Source organism: Aeoliella sp. (genome assembly GCF_965227375.1).
Taxonomy (GTDB): Bacteria; Planctomycetota; Planctomycetia; order Pirellulales; family Lacipirellulaceae; genus Aeoliella.
Window position 1 is genome coordinate 1,235,938 of record NZ_CBDDFX010000001.1, and the last position, 14,195, is coordinate 1,250,132.

Sequence of the window (14,195 nt, forward strand, 5' to 3'; positions counted from 1 at the left end):
CTCATCTGCAATCGGGTCCTCAAAAATCGGAGCCTGCAAATATGTCGAATGCCAAAGCTGCTTGCCTGCTGATCAGTGTGCTGCTCCCCTGTTCCACTCCCTTATGGGCGGAGGAAGCGACCGCGACGGAACCTCCGCCGGTAATGTTTTCGGTGCAACAGGATCATCAGAACATGATGCAACAACTTGGCATCACTCGCCTGCGGCCGGGGCCGAGCGGCAATCCGTCGGATCCGAATGCGGCCAACACCGACGAATCGAAAGCGAATCCGTATCCAGAGTTGCCGGAGTTGATGACGCTTGCCGATGGCAGCAAGGTCACTACGGCCGACCAGTGGCAACAGCGCCGCGCGGAGATCGTGGAGGACTTCGAGCGCGAAGTGCTGGGGCGCATTCCCGACGGTGTGCCTGACGTGCAGTGGGAAGTGGTGAAGACCATCGAGCGAGACCTTGGCGACGTGCCGGTCGTCGAGAAGCGATTGGTCGGCCGGGTGGACAACTCCGCCTGCCCCGAGATTGCAGTCAACATTCTGATGTCGCTCACGGTTCCGAAAGAGGCAACCGAGCCGGTGCCGGTGCTGATGCAGTTTGGCTTCACCCGTTGGGGACCGGACGGAGAAGATCTCGATTTCGGCGGCCGCTTCGGCGGGGGTCGGCGGCCGGGGCCGTCCAAAGAGCAGCAGCTCGCTGAAGCGGGTTGGGGATCCGCGACGCTCAGCGCATATAGCGTTCAGGACGACAGCGGTGGCGAGCGCCGCCGTCGAGGTGGGCCACGCGCAAATGGACCATCGGGCGGCGGGCTGACGCGCGGCATCATTGGCCTGGTGAACAAGGGACAACCGCGCACGCCAGAGCAATGGGGCGCGCTGAGGGCGTGGGCTTGGGGCGCCTCGCGCGGGCTCGATTTCTTGGAGACCGATCCAGCAGTAGACGCCGACCGCGTGGGCATTAGCGGCGTGTCGCGCTTTGGCAAGGCGGCGCTGGTGGCCATGGCGTTCGATCCGCGGTTTGCCACGGTGCTGGTTGGCTCATCCGGCGAAGGCGGCGCGAGTCTCTATCGACGCAACTTTGGCGAAGCGGTCGAGAACCTCACCGGATCCGGCGAGTACCATTGGATGGCTGGCAACTTCCTGAAGTACGGCGCGGCCGAGTCGTCGTTCGGCTCGATGAACGCCAGCGACCTGCCGGTCGACGCGCACATGCTGATCGCGCTGTGCGCGCCGCGGCCCACGTTCATCAGTTACGGCATTCCCGAACGAGGCGACGCGCTGTGGCTCGACCAGCAAGGCAGTTTCATGGCCGCCGTCGCAGCGCAACCCGCCTTCAGAGTGCTCGGCGCCCGCGACCTGGGCCGCAGCGACGACTACCTGAGCGAGAAGATGCCGCCGGTGAATACCGACCTGCTCGACGGCCACCTCGCCTGGCGTCAGCACGACGGGGGCCACACCGACCTGCCGAACGTGCCGCATTTCATTGGGTGGATGGAGCGAATCTGGGCGGAGGAGCCGGCGGGGAACTGAGCGTGGACTTGTAGCTGACCTTGGTTCGGTTTTCTTCTTGTGCGGCGATTCGGAGAGTATTATGGCTGTGGCCCCAGAGCGAGAAATGCGAGCGTGCATGCAGGTCGTCGTCAGGGCTGTGCTAACCGCAAGATCGGAAGCATGGGGATCGCACGTCAACCCGGATCGTCTAGCAGACCTGATGGATGCCATCCACAACATCCCCATCCTGGTGCAACATTGGGAAACCTGTGACCAGGACTTGCTCAAGGAAATGTTGATGGCCTACGAGAGCAAGTGGAAAGAAGGCCCACCACTGCGAGAAATCTACGAACAAGCGATGGCTGCAAACAGTGAGTAACCTGCCAATGGTCCTAGCCGAGTTTCGAAAGTAGTCTCATGTCACACCTCAGGTACTCCCTCCTAGCAGCAGCCATACTGCTCCTGCACGCCGCGCCGCTCTTGGCAGCCGAGGCGGGCACCAATGCCAACCCCAAGGACGATGGTTACCGCGGCATCTGGTACAACATCGGCACGAAGTACTCCGGGGGCATGGCGACCTACACGCAGCAGATTCGGCCGTTTGCGGTTTACTCGGCCGCGGCGAACAAGACCTTCTTCTGCTACGGAGGGCGGCAGAAGGATAAGTACAACTTGCTGCACTTAGTGTCGTACTACGATCACTCCACCGGGCAGGTGCCGCGGCCGACGATCGTGATGGACAAGCGGACCACCGACGCCCATGACAATCCTTGTTTGGCCATCGACGAGCAAGGGTACATCTGGATCTTCTCCAACACACATGGCGCCAAGCAGCGGTCGCGGATCCATCGCAGCCGCGAGCCGTACAGCATCGAGTCGTTCGAGACGATCGACGACGGGCTCGACTTCTCCTACGGCCAGGCGTGGACCGTGCCGGGCGAGGGATTGTTCTTCCTGCACAATCGGTACGATTTGCGGCGCGCGGTCGTGTTTCAAACCTGCCGCACGGGTGCGACCGAGTGGTCCGACACCAGGCAGATCGCGCAGATTCGCGGGCAGTATGGCTTCAGCGCAACGCAAGGCTCGCGGATCGGCGTGGCGTTCATCTACTTCCCCAACTACGGCCAGCGCGGCGGCGACCACGACACGCGGACGAATCCTCACTACATGCAAAGCGACGACTTCGGCAAGACATGGACTGCCGCCGACGGCACACCGCTCGAAGTGCCGCTGACCGAGACGCCCAACCCTGCGCTGGTGCATGACTATTGGAAAGACAAGACGTTCACATACTTCAAAGACGTGACATTCGACAACCAGGGCCGGCCGGTGCTCTTGTACCTGCTGAGCAAGGGCAAGGACCCGGGCCCCGAGAACGGACCGCGCCAGTGGGTGACCGCTCATTGGGTGGGCGACCACTGGCGGATCAGCAACTTCACCACGTCGGACCACAACTACGACTTCGGGCAGCTCGCCATTGAAAAGGACGACGTGTGGCGAATCTTCGCGCCCACCGATCCAGGCCCGCAAGCCGGTTGGACCGGCGGCGAAGTGGTGATGTGGCAGAGTCACAGCGAAGGCAAGCATTGGAACCGGAAAGTGATCACCAGCGACAGCGCCAGAAACCACTCGTACGTTCGCCTGCCGGTGAATGCCCACCCCGACTTCTACGCCTACTGGGCCGACGGCGATCCCACCCAGCGCGACAGCGAGTCGCGGCTGTGGTTCTGCAACCAGGACGGCACCAAGGTCTGGCAGCTGCCGCAGGAAATGGAATCCGATTTCGCCAAGCCGGTGCGGGTTCGGTAGTGGCACGGCGAGTCATGCATCCATTTCCAGCAAGGCGATCACCGAGTCGGCGACACGCTGAAAACTCTCTTGGGTGTAACCGCCGCTAAGCAGCATGATGGTCGGGATGTTTCGCTTGCGGAGCTCGCGAACCACGAACAAATCGCGCTCGAGGATCGTGGCCGCCGAGATGTCGAGACCGCCCAGCGGATCGCCCATGAACACGTCGGTGCCTGCGTTGTAGATCGCCAGCCCGACCGGCGAGTTGCAGACCGAGTCGAGGAAACCGGGCAGCCGCGCTTCGAGCTCTCGCATGTACTCGAAATTGGTGCAGTTGTACGTGAGGGCCACCTCGCAGTCGATCCGCCCGCGGGCGTCGACGTCGAAGATGGGATAGATGCGGCTGTTGAACATGTCGAAGATGAACACCCGGTTATCATCCATGAACGTGTGGCAGACACCATTGCCCTGATGAGCGTCGGTGTCGACGTAGGCGATGCGCGCGGTTTCGGATATCAACTTGTGTTCGCGAAGCGCAGCGATGGCGATGGCCGCGTCGGCGTAGATCGAAAAGCCCTCGCCGCGGTTGGGCTTGGCGTGGTGGTAGCCGCCGCTAAGGTTCACCGCCAGCCCATGCTCGAGCGCTTGCTGCGCGGCGACCATCGTGCCGCGCGTGGCCCATCGCATGGGCCGTAAGACGCGCCGATCGATCATCCACCACGGCAATCGCCGCAGCTGCGGCACTTCGAGCGCATTGGCGACGTACGTCGAATCGCGGAGCTTCTTCAAGTAGTCGGCCGTGTGCACCAACAGCAACTCGTCGCGACTCGCCGGGCGGGTCGGGCGAACGTGCATTTGCCGGAGCGAACGGCCAAAGCGCCGCCGCAAAACCTTCCACGCCCGACCGTACTTCTGGGAGTCGAACGGATGTAACCGCTCGAAGCCCCAGAAGCCGATGTTGTAGTGGCGAGAGTAAACGACGCGGGGCATGGGAGGGTTTTGTGGTAGGCGTTGGACTACTCAGGTGTTGCGGCGAGTTATCGCACTCATCGGTTATACTTCGAATGACCTCGGAACAGAAAGCGGATGATTCTGGCGCAGCCGACCTATGGCCAAAGATGTTAGAACAAGAGGGAGCAGAGAGTCGAGAGCCGCTCGCGGTGGCTGCGCCGGTTACTTAGCCACGGATGAACACGGATGGGCACGGATTAAATCACGTGTGTGCAAATTCGTTGAGACAATCCCGATGGGCCGAAAACTGCCACAAAGAGGCACAAAAAAGCACGAAAAGGAGACGCCGTGCGAAGAGTAGGAGCTCACCAGCAAGGCATTTGTTTTTCGTGCCTTTTGTATCCTTTTCGTGGCTATTCCAGCGGTGCGTTGCTAAAACTTAGCGCTGCAGTATCAGGAGAGCCCCCGGAATCACCCCCCGCCTGAAGTCCATGGGTAAAATCTTCACCTACATCACCGACGAGGTTCTCTCCAAGTATGCCGAGCCGGGGACATGCGACTGGTGCAACACGGATTCCGGTCTGTACAGGATCTACATCGAAGTCGAAGGAGACATGGGCGATCGGGCGTGCTTGAAGTGCATCAAATCACTTCCACTTCGCTGGATTCTCCCAAAGGACGACGAACGGATCATTGGTTCGCTCATCAACGAGCGTTATCCCAAGGGAACTAAATCGCAAAGCCAGAGATTTGCTCGCACCGTTGAGATGTGTGACGATTGCCGACGGACTCCACGGTTGCCAAACTTCATTCAAAATGATGACTGGCCACAGTGCTGTGCACCTAGCCAAAGAACCATGTCAAATGGCGAACGAACCTATGACGACATACAATCACCCCAGTGAACTGACTACCGAAGAGGTTGTCCCCTACTTCTTGCGATTTGCTCGCGAGCTTCTTTCGCAACCCGTCTCGTCACGAAAAGTGGTAGAGGAATTTGTCCAATTCTATCGGAGTTGCCGCGTTGTTGGCGCCCCAATAGAGGATGGTTATGACGCTGATACGTTCTGCATTGAGTGGTGCAGAGTTGACCTTAAAGAACAGCAGATTTCGATTCGTCGCACCGTCCATGCGGTCGATGCTTTGCCGGAGTACTCCGAGTTCGACGATGACGCTTTTGAGATGGTCATCACCTTGTCCTTCGGCCCGACAGACGATGAAGCGTCTTGCGCCTTAGAAGTAAGTACCATTGAGGAGTTGGATTCGGAGTTGGAGACGTTGCTCAAGAATTCACTGATCGCCAAGTTGCTTGAGGAGACGCCTGCAGACACCAGTGCATTTGTTGGTGGTGCCGGGTAACGCACCGCGGTCGCGTCTTGGTAAGAAATGCGGCTTGTAAAATAATCGCGGTTGAGACCGCGCGGGGGTGTGATCTAATGAGGGGTGCGGTGAGCGCTGTAGCTGCCGCCATCGGACGGCGGAGGTCTTGCCGACGGGGTTTGCTGCGCCGGGTGGTATGCGTGCTTGGTTGGGCATCCACGCTCTGGGCGAGCGTAGCTACGGGCGCTCGTTCGCGGAGCGAACGGCGACTGTCGTTTTGTCCCCACTGAAAACATGCGGGGAACAACGTGGTGTGTTTTGTCGCACCCCCCGATTGGTTTGATCGAGAAAACAAGGGTTTTTGAAAGGGAGGTGGACCATAGCACCTGGGGTTTTGGGCCAATGGATGGAGTATTGGGACAAAACGGACAGAACTGGCGAATTGACCTGGCCCCGAGCATGCTTGGTCGGGGCTAGGTCTGCTTTGATCGTGTCGGTGAGCATCGTGTCGTACGCTTCGGCGAGTGTGTTGCTTTCGATGGCCGCGATGATTGCAATGGTCGTTCCTTTGGACATCGGGTCAGGTTCCTTGTGGAAGGAGTTGCTAGTCGTGTCACGGCTCGCAATGCAGTCGATGCGATGCTGGTAAACCGCACGAATTCTCGGCGAAAGTTGAAGATTTGGCTTGGTCGCTTCGCAACAAACCGTATAATCAAAGGCGACTCATCAGGCGGTCGCGCGTGGCTCGTTGATTCGCAGTTTAGGCAACTGCGAGAGCTTCGTCAGGACAAACCGCCAAACATGTGCGGCGTCGCGCGTCGCATCGGAACAGAACTCAGTCGCGATTCACCTCCGCAAGATTACCGCGGTGGTCGCCGCGTCTGTCATAGTCAACCTCAATCGGCCTACCGTTGATGGCAGGCAGAAGGTGTCGAACTATGCCTTGGCAACTTGGGCCTCGTACAATTAGGCCTCGTAACTATGGCTTGCTGTTGTTGTCGTTCATGGCGATTGCCCATGCGGCGTCCGGCACCGGTGTGCCTTATGTGTTGCTGCAAGGCGTGGACAACGATCACGGCGATGACGACATCGGCGACGAGCGCGTGAGCGGCTTCACGATTCGCGTGTCGTGGCAGATGTTGCACGACGAAGGATTCGACTGGCTCGACGAACAGATGGCCCGGGGCGAGCAGCTCGATCGCGATGTCCAGCTCCGCGTGATGGGCGGCACGAACACACCGCTGAACCTGCCGGGCGTGACGTATTATCAGTTCGAGAGCAGCACGAGCGAAGTGCCGCTGACCGCGCCGATTCCGTGGGATCCGGAGTTGCTCGCGCATTGGGAAACGCTAGCGGCGGAACTCGGCACGCGCTACGCCGACACGCCGCGGCTAACGAGCGTGCACCTGCCGGGCTTTTCGCGCACGTCGGAGATGCACACTTCGGACGAGCTACTGTTGCAGCCAGGATTCTCGTCGCCAGCGTTGGCGCAAGCGTGGGTAGACTTTGCCGACCCGGTGATCGAGGCATTCCCCGATCAGAAGATCGTGCTGAACTACGCAACGCCATCGCAAGCGAACCTGGAACGGGAAGACTCGGACTGGATCCTGGACGAGTTGATCGAACGTGCCGGCGAGCGGGCGGCGTTTCAGGCCAACGACTTAAGCGCGCGGGTGACACTGGATCGCGAGAAGTACGAGAAGCTCGTGGAACTAAAAGAGCAGGGCTACTCGGTTGGGTTCCAGATGGTAAGCGGCAGCCAGGCGAGTCGCTTTGGTGGCGAGTTCGAAGAAGCGGTCGCCACCGGTTTGGAGGCCGGTGCGGAGTGGTTGGAGTACTACGTGATCGATACCGAGCACATCCCGACCGCAGGCGACTACAACTTCGACGGGCTGGTGAACGTGGCCGACTACGTCCAGTGGCGCAACAGCCTGGGATCGACCATCGACCTGCGAGCCGACGGATCGGGCAACCAGGTGGTGGACGCGGCCGACTTCGACGTCTGGAAGGCCAACTTCGGCGCTACTGGCTCCGCGTCGACGGGCGGCAGCAGCAGCTTGGTGGTGCCGGAGCCTTCGATGAGTGGTCTACTGGCGGCCGCTCTGATAGCCGCTGGAGCGCTTCGCGGAGTACAGGCTTTGATGGATGCGCGACCACGTTGGGTGCTGGTCTACCGGCGAGAGTTGCGAGTTCCGCGCGAAGGCCTCAAAACTTGCTGCGATTCGGCGAATCCGCGGTGGTGCTAGGCGATTCGCTGCTGACTGGCATCGCGCTTGCACAACTTTCTTTCTCTTCAAGCCGGCCATCGCCAGAGCTTGGTGCATTGTTTCCCAAGCTAATCCGGCAGGTCGGCAAACTGAAAGAAGAGGAGGACTCGAAATGCAGAAACTAACCGCAGCTCAACTTGACCAAGCGAAGCAACAGGGAAAGAGATTTCTCCTGGTCAACACGCTGGACGAAGCGCACTTCGACAAAACCAATATTGAAGGCGCGGTGAACATCCCGCAGCAGGACGACGACTTCGTCGAGCGCGTAGAAAAGCAGGCGGGTGGCAAGGACCAGCCCGTCGTGGTGTACTGCGCGAACACCGAGTGCTCGTCGTCGACCCAGGCGGCCGAGAAACTCGAAAAGGCAGGCTTCACGAATGTCTACGACTTCGAATCTGGCGCCGAGGGATGGAAGGAATCGGGCCATCGCACCGTTGGTGTGTGAGCGAGAGAGCTTGCACCCCCATATGGTAGTCCACAACCCGGCCGGCGGAGCAGCGCTCCGCCGGCTGTTCCTGTACCAACACACACGAATACAAGGATATCAAGCTATGATTCGCAGTCTTTCACTATTCACCGCAGTCACAACCATGGCCCTGCTGGTTGGATGCGAGAACCGGACGGGTCCGATGCAGAGTATGGACACAGGCACCAGCAGCGAAGATACGGCGGACGTGACGACGGCCGTTTGTAAATTGGAGCCCATTGGCGAAAGCGGTGTCGAAGGTTCGCTTGAGTTCAAGCAAGATGGCGAGACCGTGATCATCACTGGTACCGTGACCGGACTCGAACCGGGCAAGCACGGCTTTCACGTTCACCAGAGCGGCGATCTGTCCGACAAGCAGGCCGGCAAGTCGACTGGAGGTCACTTCAACCCGGACAACAATCCGCATGGTAAGCCCAGCGACGAAGAGCGACACGTAGGCGACCTGGGTAACATTCAAGCTAACGACCAAGGTGTAGCCGAAGTGAACATCGAAGACACTGTGATCAGCCTGAACGGGCCGAAGTCCATTGTCGGCCGCGCCATTGTGATTCACGCTGGTGAAGACCAGTTCACGCAGCCTACAGGTGACGCTGGAGCGCGCGTGGCGTTTGGCGTGATTGAGTAGCGCAGCGGTCCCCCGACCGGGGCGACCTGACAGAAAGTAGATTAGATGGCTCGGTCTGTCGTGAAACTCAGGTGGCTTTGCGGGCTTCGACCGGACGGTGAGCCTTGAGGCGATGGGCCGAGCCGTTGGATAGCGCGATGTCCTGATCGGCGAAGAACGTGTCGAGTTCGGAGAACTCGACCAACTCGGCGAGTCCCGCTTCGGCCAACTCGCGGCCGGAGACGTACTTGCCGGGCGTGATCCACTTCGACATCATGTCGTGCGGCACCTGGAACAGGTCGGCGAGCAGGTCGTCCATGTCCTTTTCCAGGGAGCCAAAGTGCCGCGCCCACTCGGCCGCCTCGGCGAGTCCGACGTTCTCTTCACTTTGCCACCGCATGGGATGGAACAACAGCACACTGAACGGAGTAACGATGCGACGCCGGCAGGCGGCGAACGGCCACAGCGCGGCGCTGGAGCACTCGCCGGTCACCACGCCGGTGACGTTGAGCCGGCGCATGCGGATGAGAGTCATCAGGCTCATCGCACAGTAAGGGCTGCCGCCGGGCGAGTCGAAGTAGATGGTGCAGTCGCCGCCGGGCTCGATGCCTAGTAGCTTGTCGGTGAGTTCCGATTCGTGGTCGGTCAGGTCCCCAACGATGGCTATTTCCAGCGGCCCCTCGTCGTCCTGCTGGTCTTCGTGTTCTAAGGCCATCTACGATGTTCCCCTAACGTGGCTGAGCGAACGAGACTGGTGCTTGGCGGCCACCGGGCCACCGAAGTTGGTTTGCTCCAATTCAAGCTTTTATTTTACGAAAGGCGGATGGTTTCTGCCATGGATTGGAGCCGCGATAGCAGGCGAAAATTGCTCGCCAGGCGGCAAATTCGCCCCAATCGACGCGACCGGCGCGGGCCCGCGGAGCCTCGATACCCGGGTTTCGGGAAACAGGATGCGGCAAACCAGCGCAAATGAGGTGTATTTCTTCATTTACGGCACTCCTCGCAATATACTGGAACATGAGGGCAGAAGCGCTAGGGAGGAGCGCTGGTGCGGCTGAGCCTCGGTGGTAGCGTCCGCAGGAAGCAAGCGAGAGCCGGCGTGCTGCTGAGCGTATCGATTAGTTTTCGCAAGGTTTTGTCGAACGGGATCATGGGTATTCGTTTCGCCTGCCCAAATGGCCATCCGCTGCATGTGAAAGCCGAACTGGCTGGCAAGCGTGGCATTTGCCCCGAGTGCCAGGTGCGGTTTGTGATTCCGCGGCCAGCGGAGCAAGCCGCTGCAGCGCCGCAACTAGAACCGGCCAAACAGCCGGCCGCTGCCAAGGCGGCGCCGGCCCCGGCAGCTCCGACGCCCGCACCGTCATCAGCCCCAGCGGCGGCGACTTCGCCAGCGCCTGTTGAGACCCCGCCCCCACCGGCTCCTGCGCCTACTCCCGCGCCAGTCGCTGCCACGGCTCCACCGTCACCGACTGAGGCTCCAGCGGCCGCACCGCCAACTCCTGCGCCCGAAGCCGCGCCGGCTTCCGCTCCGGCGGAACAGCCGATGTGGTACGTTCGGCCCGCGTCGGGTGGACAGTTTGGCCCAGCCGACGACGCCCTGGTGCATCAATGGGCGGGCGAGGGCCGACTGGCTGGCGACAGTCACGTGTGGCGGACCGGTTGGCCCGAGTGGCGCCGCGCCAGCGACGTGCCGGAGCACTTTCCCGAATTGGCGACCCAGTCAACTGCCTCGGCTGCGTTGCCCACCAACAGCGACTACAATGACTCGACCAACGCTGGCGGTACCCAGTCGGCAGAGGCCGCGGATGTTTCGCTGGCCACCGCACGATACAAGCGTCGCAAGATGCGTTCGAAGCGCAGCCAACAGTTGGCCGCCGCGGTACTGGTGTTGCTGACCGTGGTCCTGGCCGGCGTGCTGGTGTGGGTGTTGGTGAGTAGCACCAGCAGTCCGGACGAACAGAACACTGCCGAGCCCACCACCAACCAACAGCCCGTCGAACCACCGCCCGCCAACGAAGAGGGCGAGGCGGCCACCGAGCCTGGGGAGGCGGACGAGAGTGAGACAGCGGACGCCGACCAGTAACCACCTCGCGCCGCCGGCGCGAAGCGGCCGCTTGTGTTCCAAAAGCTTTGTGTACACCCCGAATTTCGAGAATCCATATGAACCTGCAACCCTGGAAGCTACTGGTGTTGTTTGGCGGTTTGTTCGTACTGGCCCCCGCGGTCGGTACCGCACAGGAGGCGGCCACCCAACCCGCCGCCGAAGAAGCGACCGACACAGCCGACGAAGCAGCAGCGGAAAAGACCGACCAGAAAGCTGACGCGAAAGCCGAAGAGAAGTCTGCCGACGACAAACCTGCCGAAGAGCCGAAGACCCAGCAACTGCTGGTGAACGAAAAGCGGCTGCAACTCACCGTGCCCACCCGTTGGAAGGTGGTGAAGCCCCGGTACAACATGATCGACATGGAGTTGTCGATCCCCGCGAGCGATGAGAAAGAGAAGCCAGCCACCGATCCGGCCGATGAAGAGTCGCAACCACCGCGCGGACGGGTGACGATGATGGCCGCTGGCGGCGACGTCGATGCGAACATTCGCCGCTGGGTGGGGCAGTTCCGCCTGGGACGCGACGCCGATGGCAAAGACGCCATGCGTCGCGATCGCCGCCGACTCCGCGGCGCGGTAGCCCATGTGCTCGACATCGCCGGCACCTACTTCGACAGCCCGCAAGGGCCGCGCGGCCCGAAGGTGGAACTACCCGACTATCGCATGCTGGGCGTGATCATCGAGGTCGAAGGTGCGGGCAAGTACTACGTGAAGTTCTACGGCCCGGCGAAGATCGTCGAGGAGAATCGCGAAGCGTTCGAGGAAATGCTCTCCAGCCTGGAGGTTGTGCCCGAGGCGACCGAAGAGCCCAACCCGGATACGGAAACCGAAATCGAAGAGAGCTAACTCTGTTGGCCATCGTGAAGTCGACCAACAGCCATTACCTTCTCCACTCAACTATGCAAACATCGCCGCCGATGGATCGGGAATCTCTGCAGCTGGCTCCGTACGCAATGCGGAGCGAGCACTCGGCAGGGCGGGAGCATCCGGAATCGCCCCACCCGTATCGTTCGGCGTTCCAGCGAGACCGCGACCGCATTACCCACTGCGCGGCTTTTCGTCGGTTGAGCCACAAGACGCAGGTGTTCACCGGCGAGCTGGGCGACTACCACCGCAGCCGGCTGACTCACACGCTGGAGGTGTCGTCCGTCGCCCGCACCATGGCCCGCGCGCTGTCGCTGAACGAAGACTTGGTCGAAGCGCTCGCGCTGCTGCACGACATCGGACACCCGCCGTTCGGACACGCGGGCGAGGACGTGCTCAACGAGCGATTGGCAGGACTCGGTGGATTCAACCACAACGCCCAGGCGCTGCGCATCGTGGAGCGACTGGAGATTCGCTACCCGAGGTTCCCTGGCTTGAACCTGTCGCAGAAAGTGCTGGAGGGACAGCGTCGCCGGGCGACCAAGCACGAAGCGGCCGGCGCCGATGCTCTGCAGCCGCCGCTGGAGGTGCAAGTGGTCGACGCCGCCGACAGCATTGCCTACGACGCCCATGACGCCGACGACGCCCTGGAACTGGGCCTGCTGACGCTAGACGACCTGAACGAGATCCCATTGTGGCGCGACGCCGCCGAGCGAGTGGCCGATCGGTTTGACGGGCTGACAAACCACGAGTTACGCCGGGCGGTGATTCACGAGCTGATTGATACCGCGGTGAGCAACATGGTGAAGCTGGCCCAGACACGCATCGACGAGTTTCAACTGGCCAGCATCGACGATGTCCGCTCCAGCCCGCCGCTGCTCAATCCCCCAGCGCCGGTGGCCGAGCGCAAACGCGAGCTGCAGGCGTTCCTGTTCCAGCGAGTCTATCGGCACCCCGAAGTGCTCACGCAGCGCGAAATCACCAACACCGAGTTGGGGCGACTATTCGATCATTACCTGGCCAATCCACAGCTCTTGCCAACGTTCTTCGAGCGCATCGCGGGCGAGGAGGGCTTGCCTCGGGCGGTGGCCGATTGGGTGTCGAGCCACACCGACCGATCGGCGCGGGAGGCCTACCAGCAGCTATGATTCGCATCGCTATCACCCAGCCCGACATCCGGCCGTACCGTCTGCCGGTGTACAACCTGTTGGCCGAGCAGCCGGACATCGAGGTGACCGTGTTCGCCGACCAGGCGAGCGACGCCCCGAACCCCGTGCCCGACACGGTGAAGTTCCGCTTCGAACACGCAAACGTCAGCGATCGACGCATTGGCCCGGTGGCGTTTCGCGAACATCCTGCGCAACTCGAAGTGGCCGATCCCGATCGCTTCGACCTGCTCGTCCACTCGTGGAATCCTCGCTACCTGACGCTTCGACCGGCGCTCAAGAAAGCGCGCAAAGTCGGACTGCCGACCGTGATCTGGGGTCATGGCTACTCGAAGCACGACACCTGGATGCGGACCTGGATGCGAAACCGGCTCGGCCGCCTGGCCACTGGGGTGATGCTCTACACGCATCCGGTGGCCGATCGATTGGTCAACGAGTACGGCTTCGATCGCGAGCGGGTGTTCGTTGCCCAGAACGCGATCGACCAGACGCCCATCCAAGCCGCCCGCCAGGCGTGGCTCGATCGACCGGAGGAGCTGGCCGCGTTTCGCGCCGAGCACCAACTCGACCCGTCCCGCACCGTGGCGTTTGTATCTCGGCTGCGCGACGAGAATCGACCCGACCGTTTGCTGCGTGCGGTGGCCAGCGGGCAAAGCGAACTTCCTGGACTCACGGCGGTGGTGATAGGAGATGGCCCCGAGCGGCCCAAGCTGGAGGCTCAAGCCCGCGAGCTGGGCATCGCCGATCAGGTGCGGTTTGCGGGCGCGATTTACGATGAGTACCTCTTGGCGCCCTGGCTGCTTTCCAGCGGTTTGTTTTGCTATCCTGAAAACGTTGGGCTGAGCCTGCTCACGGCTTTGGGATTCGGCCTGCCGGCAGTGACGTCCGACGACATCGAAGCCCAGAACCCCGAGATCGTCGCCCTGAAGCCGGGCACGAATGGCCTGCTGTATCCGTACGGCGACGAGGAGGCCATGACCCGGGCGATCCTGGAGATCTTGTCCGATACGCAGAACCGAGAACAAATGGCCGCCGAGGCCCTGCGGACCGTAACCGAGGAGTTCACGCTGCCAACGATGGTGCAGGGATTCTTGGATGCCACTCGGTTGGTCGACGGAGTACAACGAACCATCTGTGTGCCCGAGTGATTTTCCTTTTGCCCCG

15 protein-coding genes are annotated in these 14,195 nt (G+C 61.3%); 12 read left to right on the forward strand and 3 right to left on the reverse strand.

The window, feature by feature from the left end:
* Positions 1 to 41: 41 nt before the first annotated feature.
* The 3 genes from ACQK2L_RS05130 to ACQK2L_RS05140 all read left to right on the forward strand — a co-directional run bounded on the left by ACQK2L_RS05130 (position 42) and on the right by ACQK2L_RS05140 (position 3,290).
* Positions 42 to 1,520 carry an alpha/beta hydrolase family protein gene (locus tag ACQK2L_RS05130; protein WP_425395855.1) on the forward strand — a complete coding sequence of 493 codons (1,479 nt, stop codon included), beginning with the start codon at positions 42 to 44 and terminating at the stop codon, positions 1,518 to 1,520.
* 61 nt (positions 1,521 to 1,581) lie between these two features.
* The gene (locus tag ACQK2L_RS05135) at positions 1,582 to 1,860 is read left to right on the forward strand and encodes a hypothetical protein (protein WP_425395856.1); all 279 of its coding nucleotides are present in this window, start codon (positions 1,582 to 1,584) and stop codon (positions 1,858 to 1,860) included.
* Positions 1,861 to 1,898: 38 nt separating this feature from the next.
* Positions 1,899 to 3,290: a BNR-4 repeat-containing protein gene (locus ACQK2L_RS05140; RefSeq protein WP_425395857.1), complete on the forward strand. Its 1,392-nt coding sequence runs from the start codon at positions 1,899 to 1,901 to the stop codon at positions 3,288 to 3,290.
* 12 nt (positions 3,291 to 3,302) lie between these two features.
* Here ACQK2L_RS05140 and ACQK2L_RS05145 read toward each other — a convergent pair whose 3' ends face one another.
* Positions 3,303 to 4,259 carry a histone deacetylase family protein gene (locus ACQK2L_RS05145; RefSeq protein ID WP_425395858.1) on the reverse strand — a complete coding sequence of 319 codons (957 nt, stop codon included), beginning with the start codon at positions 4,257 to 4,259 and terminating at the stop codon, positions 3,303 to 3,305.
* Positions 4,260 to 4,711: 452 nt separating this feature from the next.
* On the opposite strand from ACQK2L_RS05145, the gene ACQK2L_RS05150 reads away from it, so the two are divergent.
* On the forward strand, positions 4,712 to 5,125 hold the full coding sequence (locus ACQK2L_RS05150; protein WP_425395859.1) for a hypothetical protein: 414 nt from the start codon (positions 4,712 to 4,714) through the stop codon (positions 5,123 to 5,125).
* Complete coding sequence (locus ACQK2L_RS05155; protein WP_425395860.1) at positions 5,100 to 5,579, forward strand: hypothetical protein; 480 nt, start codon at positions 5,100 to 5,102, stop codon at positions 5,577 to 5,579. The genes ACQK2L_RS05150 and ACQK2L_RS05155 overlap by 26 nt, the downstream gene beginning before the upstream one ends.
* A gap of 198 nt (positions 5,580 to 5,777) precedes the next feature.
* Here ACQK2L_RS05155 and ACQK2L_RS05160 read toward each other — a convergent pair whose 3' ends face one another.
* A complete protein-coding gene (locus ACQK2L_RS05160) occupies positions 5,778 to 6,116 on the reverse strand; it encodes a hypothetical protein (RefSeq protein WP_425395861.1) in 339 nt (112 codons plus the stop codon).
* Between the two features lie 362 nt (positions 6,117 to 6,478).
* Between ACQK2L_RS05160 and ACQK2L_RS05165 the strand changes: the two genes are divergently transcribed.
* From ACQK2L_RS05165 to ACQK2L_RS05175, 3 genes are all read left to right on the forward strand, one after another.
* Positions 6,479 to 7,786 carry a hypothetical protein gene (locus tag ACQK2L_RS05165; RefSeq protein ID WP_425395862.1) on the forward strand — a complete coding sequence of 436 codons (1,308 nt, stop codon included), beginning with the start codon at positions 6,479 to 6,481 and terminating at the stop codon, positions 7,784 to 7,786.
* A gap of 133 nt (positions 7,787 to 7,919) precedes the next feature.
* The gene (locus tag ACQK2L_RS05170) at positions 7,920 to 8,252 is read left to right on the forward strand and encodes a rhodanese-like domain-containing protein (RefSeq protein ID WP_425395863.1); all 333 of its coding nucleotides are present in this window, start codon (positions 7,920 to 7,922) and stop codon (positions 8,250 to 8,252) included.
* 106 nt (positions 8,253 to 8,358) lie between these two features.
* Entirely contained in the window at positions 8,359 to 8,919 is a 561-nt protein-coding gene (locus tag ACQK2L_RS05175; RefSeq protein WP_425395864.1) for a superoxide dismutase family protein, read from the forward strand.
* Between the two features lie 67 nt (positions 8,920 to 8,986).
* Here ACQK2L_RS05175 and ACQK2L_RS05180 read toward each other — a convergent pair whose 3' ends face one another.
* Positions 8,987 to 9,613 carry an ATP-dependent Clp protease proteolytic subunit gene (locus tag ACQK2L_RS05180; RefSeq protein WP_425395865.1) on the reverse strand — a complete coding sequence of 209 codons (627 nt, stop codon included), beginning with the start codon at positions 9,611 to 9,613 and terminating at the stop codon, positions 8,987 to 8,989.
* Positions 9,614 to 10,048: 435 nt separating this feature from the next.
* Between ACQK2L_RS05180 and ACQK2L_RS05185 the strand changes: the two genes are divergently transcribed.
* The 4 genes from ACQK2L_RS05185 to ACQK2L_RS05200 all read left to right on the forward strand — a co-directional run bounded on the left by ACQK2L_RS05185 (position 10,049) and on the right by ACQK2L_RS05200 (position 14,179).
* Positions 10,049 to 10,981 (forward strand): DUF4339 domain-containing protein, encoded by a 933-nt coding sequence (locus ACQK2L_RS05185; protein ID WP_425395866.1) that lies wholly within the window; start codon positions 10,049 to 10,051, stop codon positions 10,979 to 10,981.
* A 77-nt stretch (positions 10,982 to 11,058) separates the two neighbouring features.
* On the forward strand, positions 11,059 to 11,847 hold the full coding sequence (locus ACQK2L_RS05190) for a hypothetical protein (protein WP_425395867.1): 789 nt from the start codon (positions 11,059 to 11,061) through the stop codon (positions 11,845 to 11,847).
* 71 nt (positions 11,848 to 11,918) lie between these two features.
* Positions 11,919 to 13,013 carry a dGTP triphosphohydrolase gene (gene dgt / locus ACQK2L_RS05195; RefSeq protein WP_425395868.1) on the forward strand — a complete coding sequence of 365 codons (1,095 nt, stop codon included), beginning with the start codon at positions 11,919 to 11,921 and terminating at the stop codon, positions 13,011 to 13,013.
* Complete coding sequence (locus tag ACQK2L_RS05200; protein WP_425395869.1) at positions 13,010 to 14,179, forward strand: glycosyltransferase family 4 protein; 1,170 nt, start codon at positions 13,010 to 13,012, stop codon at positions 14,177 to 14,179. The genes dgt and ACQK2L_RS05200 overlap by 4 nt, the downstream gene beginning before the upstream one ends.
* Positions 14,180 to 14,195 lie beyond the last annotated feature (16 nt).

Bases quoted from the DNA above. Each gene is read 5' to 3' on its own strand.
- ACQK2L_RS05130 (WP_425395855.1), top strand. From the start codon at position 42: ATGTCGAATGCCAAAGCTGCTTGCCTGCTGATCAGTGTGCTGCTCCCC.
- ACQK2L_RS05135 (WP_425395856.1), top strand. From the start codon at position 1,582: ATGGCTGTGGCCCCAGAGCGAGAAATGCGAGCGTGCATGCAGGTCGTC.
- ACQK2L_RS05140 (WP_425395857.1), top strand. From the start codon at position 1,899: ATGTCACACCTCAGGTACTCCCTCCTAGCAGCAGCCATACTGCTCCTG.
- ACQK2L_RS05145 (WP_425395858.1), bottom strand. From the start codon at position 4,259: ATGCCCCGCGTCGTTTACTCTCGCCACTACAACATCGGCTTCTGGGGC.
- ACQK2L_RS05150 (WP_425395859.1), top strand. From the start codon at position 4,712: ATGGGTAAAATCTTCACCTACATCACCGACGAGGTTCTCTCCAAGTAT.
- ACQK2L_RS05155 (WP_425395860.1), top strand. From the start codon at position 5,100: ATGACGACATACAATCACCCCAGTGAACTGACTACCGAAGAGGTTGTC.
- ACQK2L_RS05160 (WP_425395861.1), bottom strand. From the start codon at position 6,116: ATGTCCAAAGGAACGACCATTGCAATCATCGCGGCCATCGAAAGCAAC.
- ACQK2L_RS05165 (WP_425395862.1), top strand. From the start codon at position 6,479: ATGCCTTGGCAACTTGGGCCTCGTACAATTAGGCCTCGTAACTATGGC.
- ACQK2L_RS05170 (WP_425395863.1), top strand. From the start codon at position 7,920: ATGCAGAAACTAACCGCAGCTCAACTTGACCAAGCGAAGCAACAGGGA.
- ACQK2L_RS05175 (WP_425395864.1), top strand. From the start codon at position 8,359: ATGATTCGCAGTCTTTCACTATTCACCGCAGTCACAACCATGGCCCTG.
- ACQK2L_RS05180 (WP_425395865.1), bottom strand. From the start codon at position 9,613: ATGGCCTTAGAACACGAAGACCAGCAGGACGACGAGGGGCCGCTGGAA.
- ACQK2L_RS05185 (WP_425395866.1), top strand. From the start codon at position 10,049: ATGGGTATTCGTTTCGCCTGCCCAAATGGCCATCCGCTGCATGTGAAA.
- ACQK2L_RS05190 (WP_425395867.1), top strand. From the start codon at position 11,059: ATGAACCTGCAACCCTGGAAGCTACTGGTGTTGTTTGGCGGTTTGTTC.
- dgt (WP_425395868.1), top strand. From the start codon at position 11,919: ATGGATCGGGAATCTCTGCAGCTGGCTCCGTACGCAATGCGGAGCGAG.
- ACQK2L_RS05200 (WP_425395869.1), top strand. From the start codon at position 13,010: ATGATTCGCATCGCTATCACCCAGCCCGACATCCGGCCGTACCGTCTG.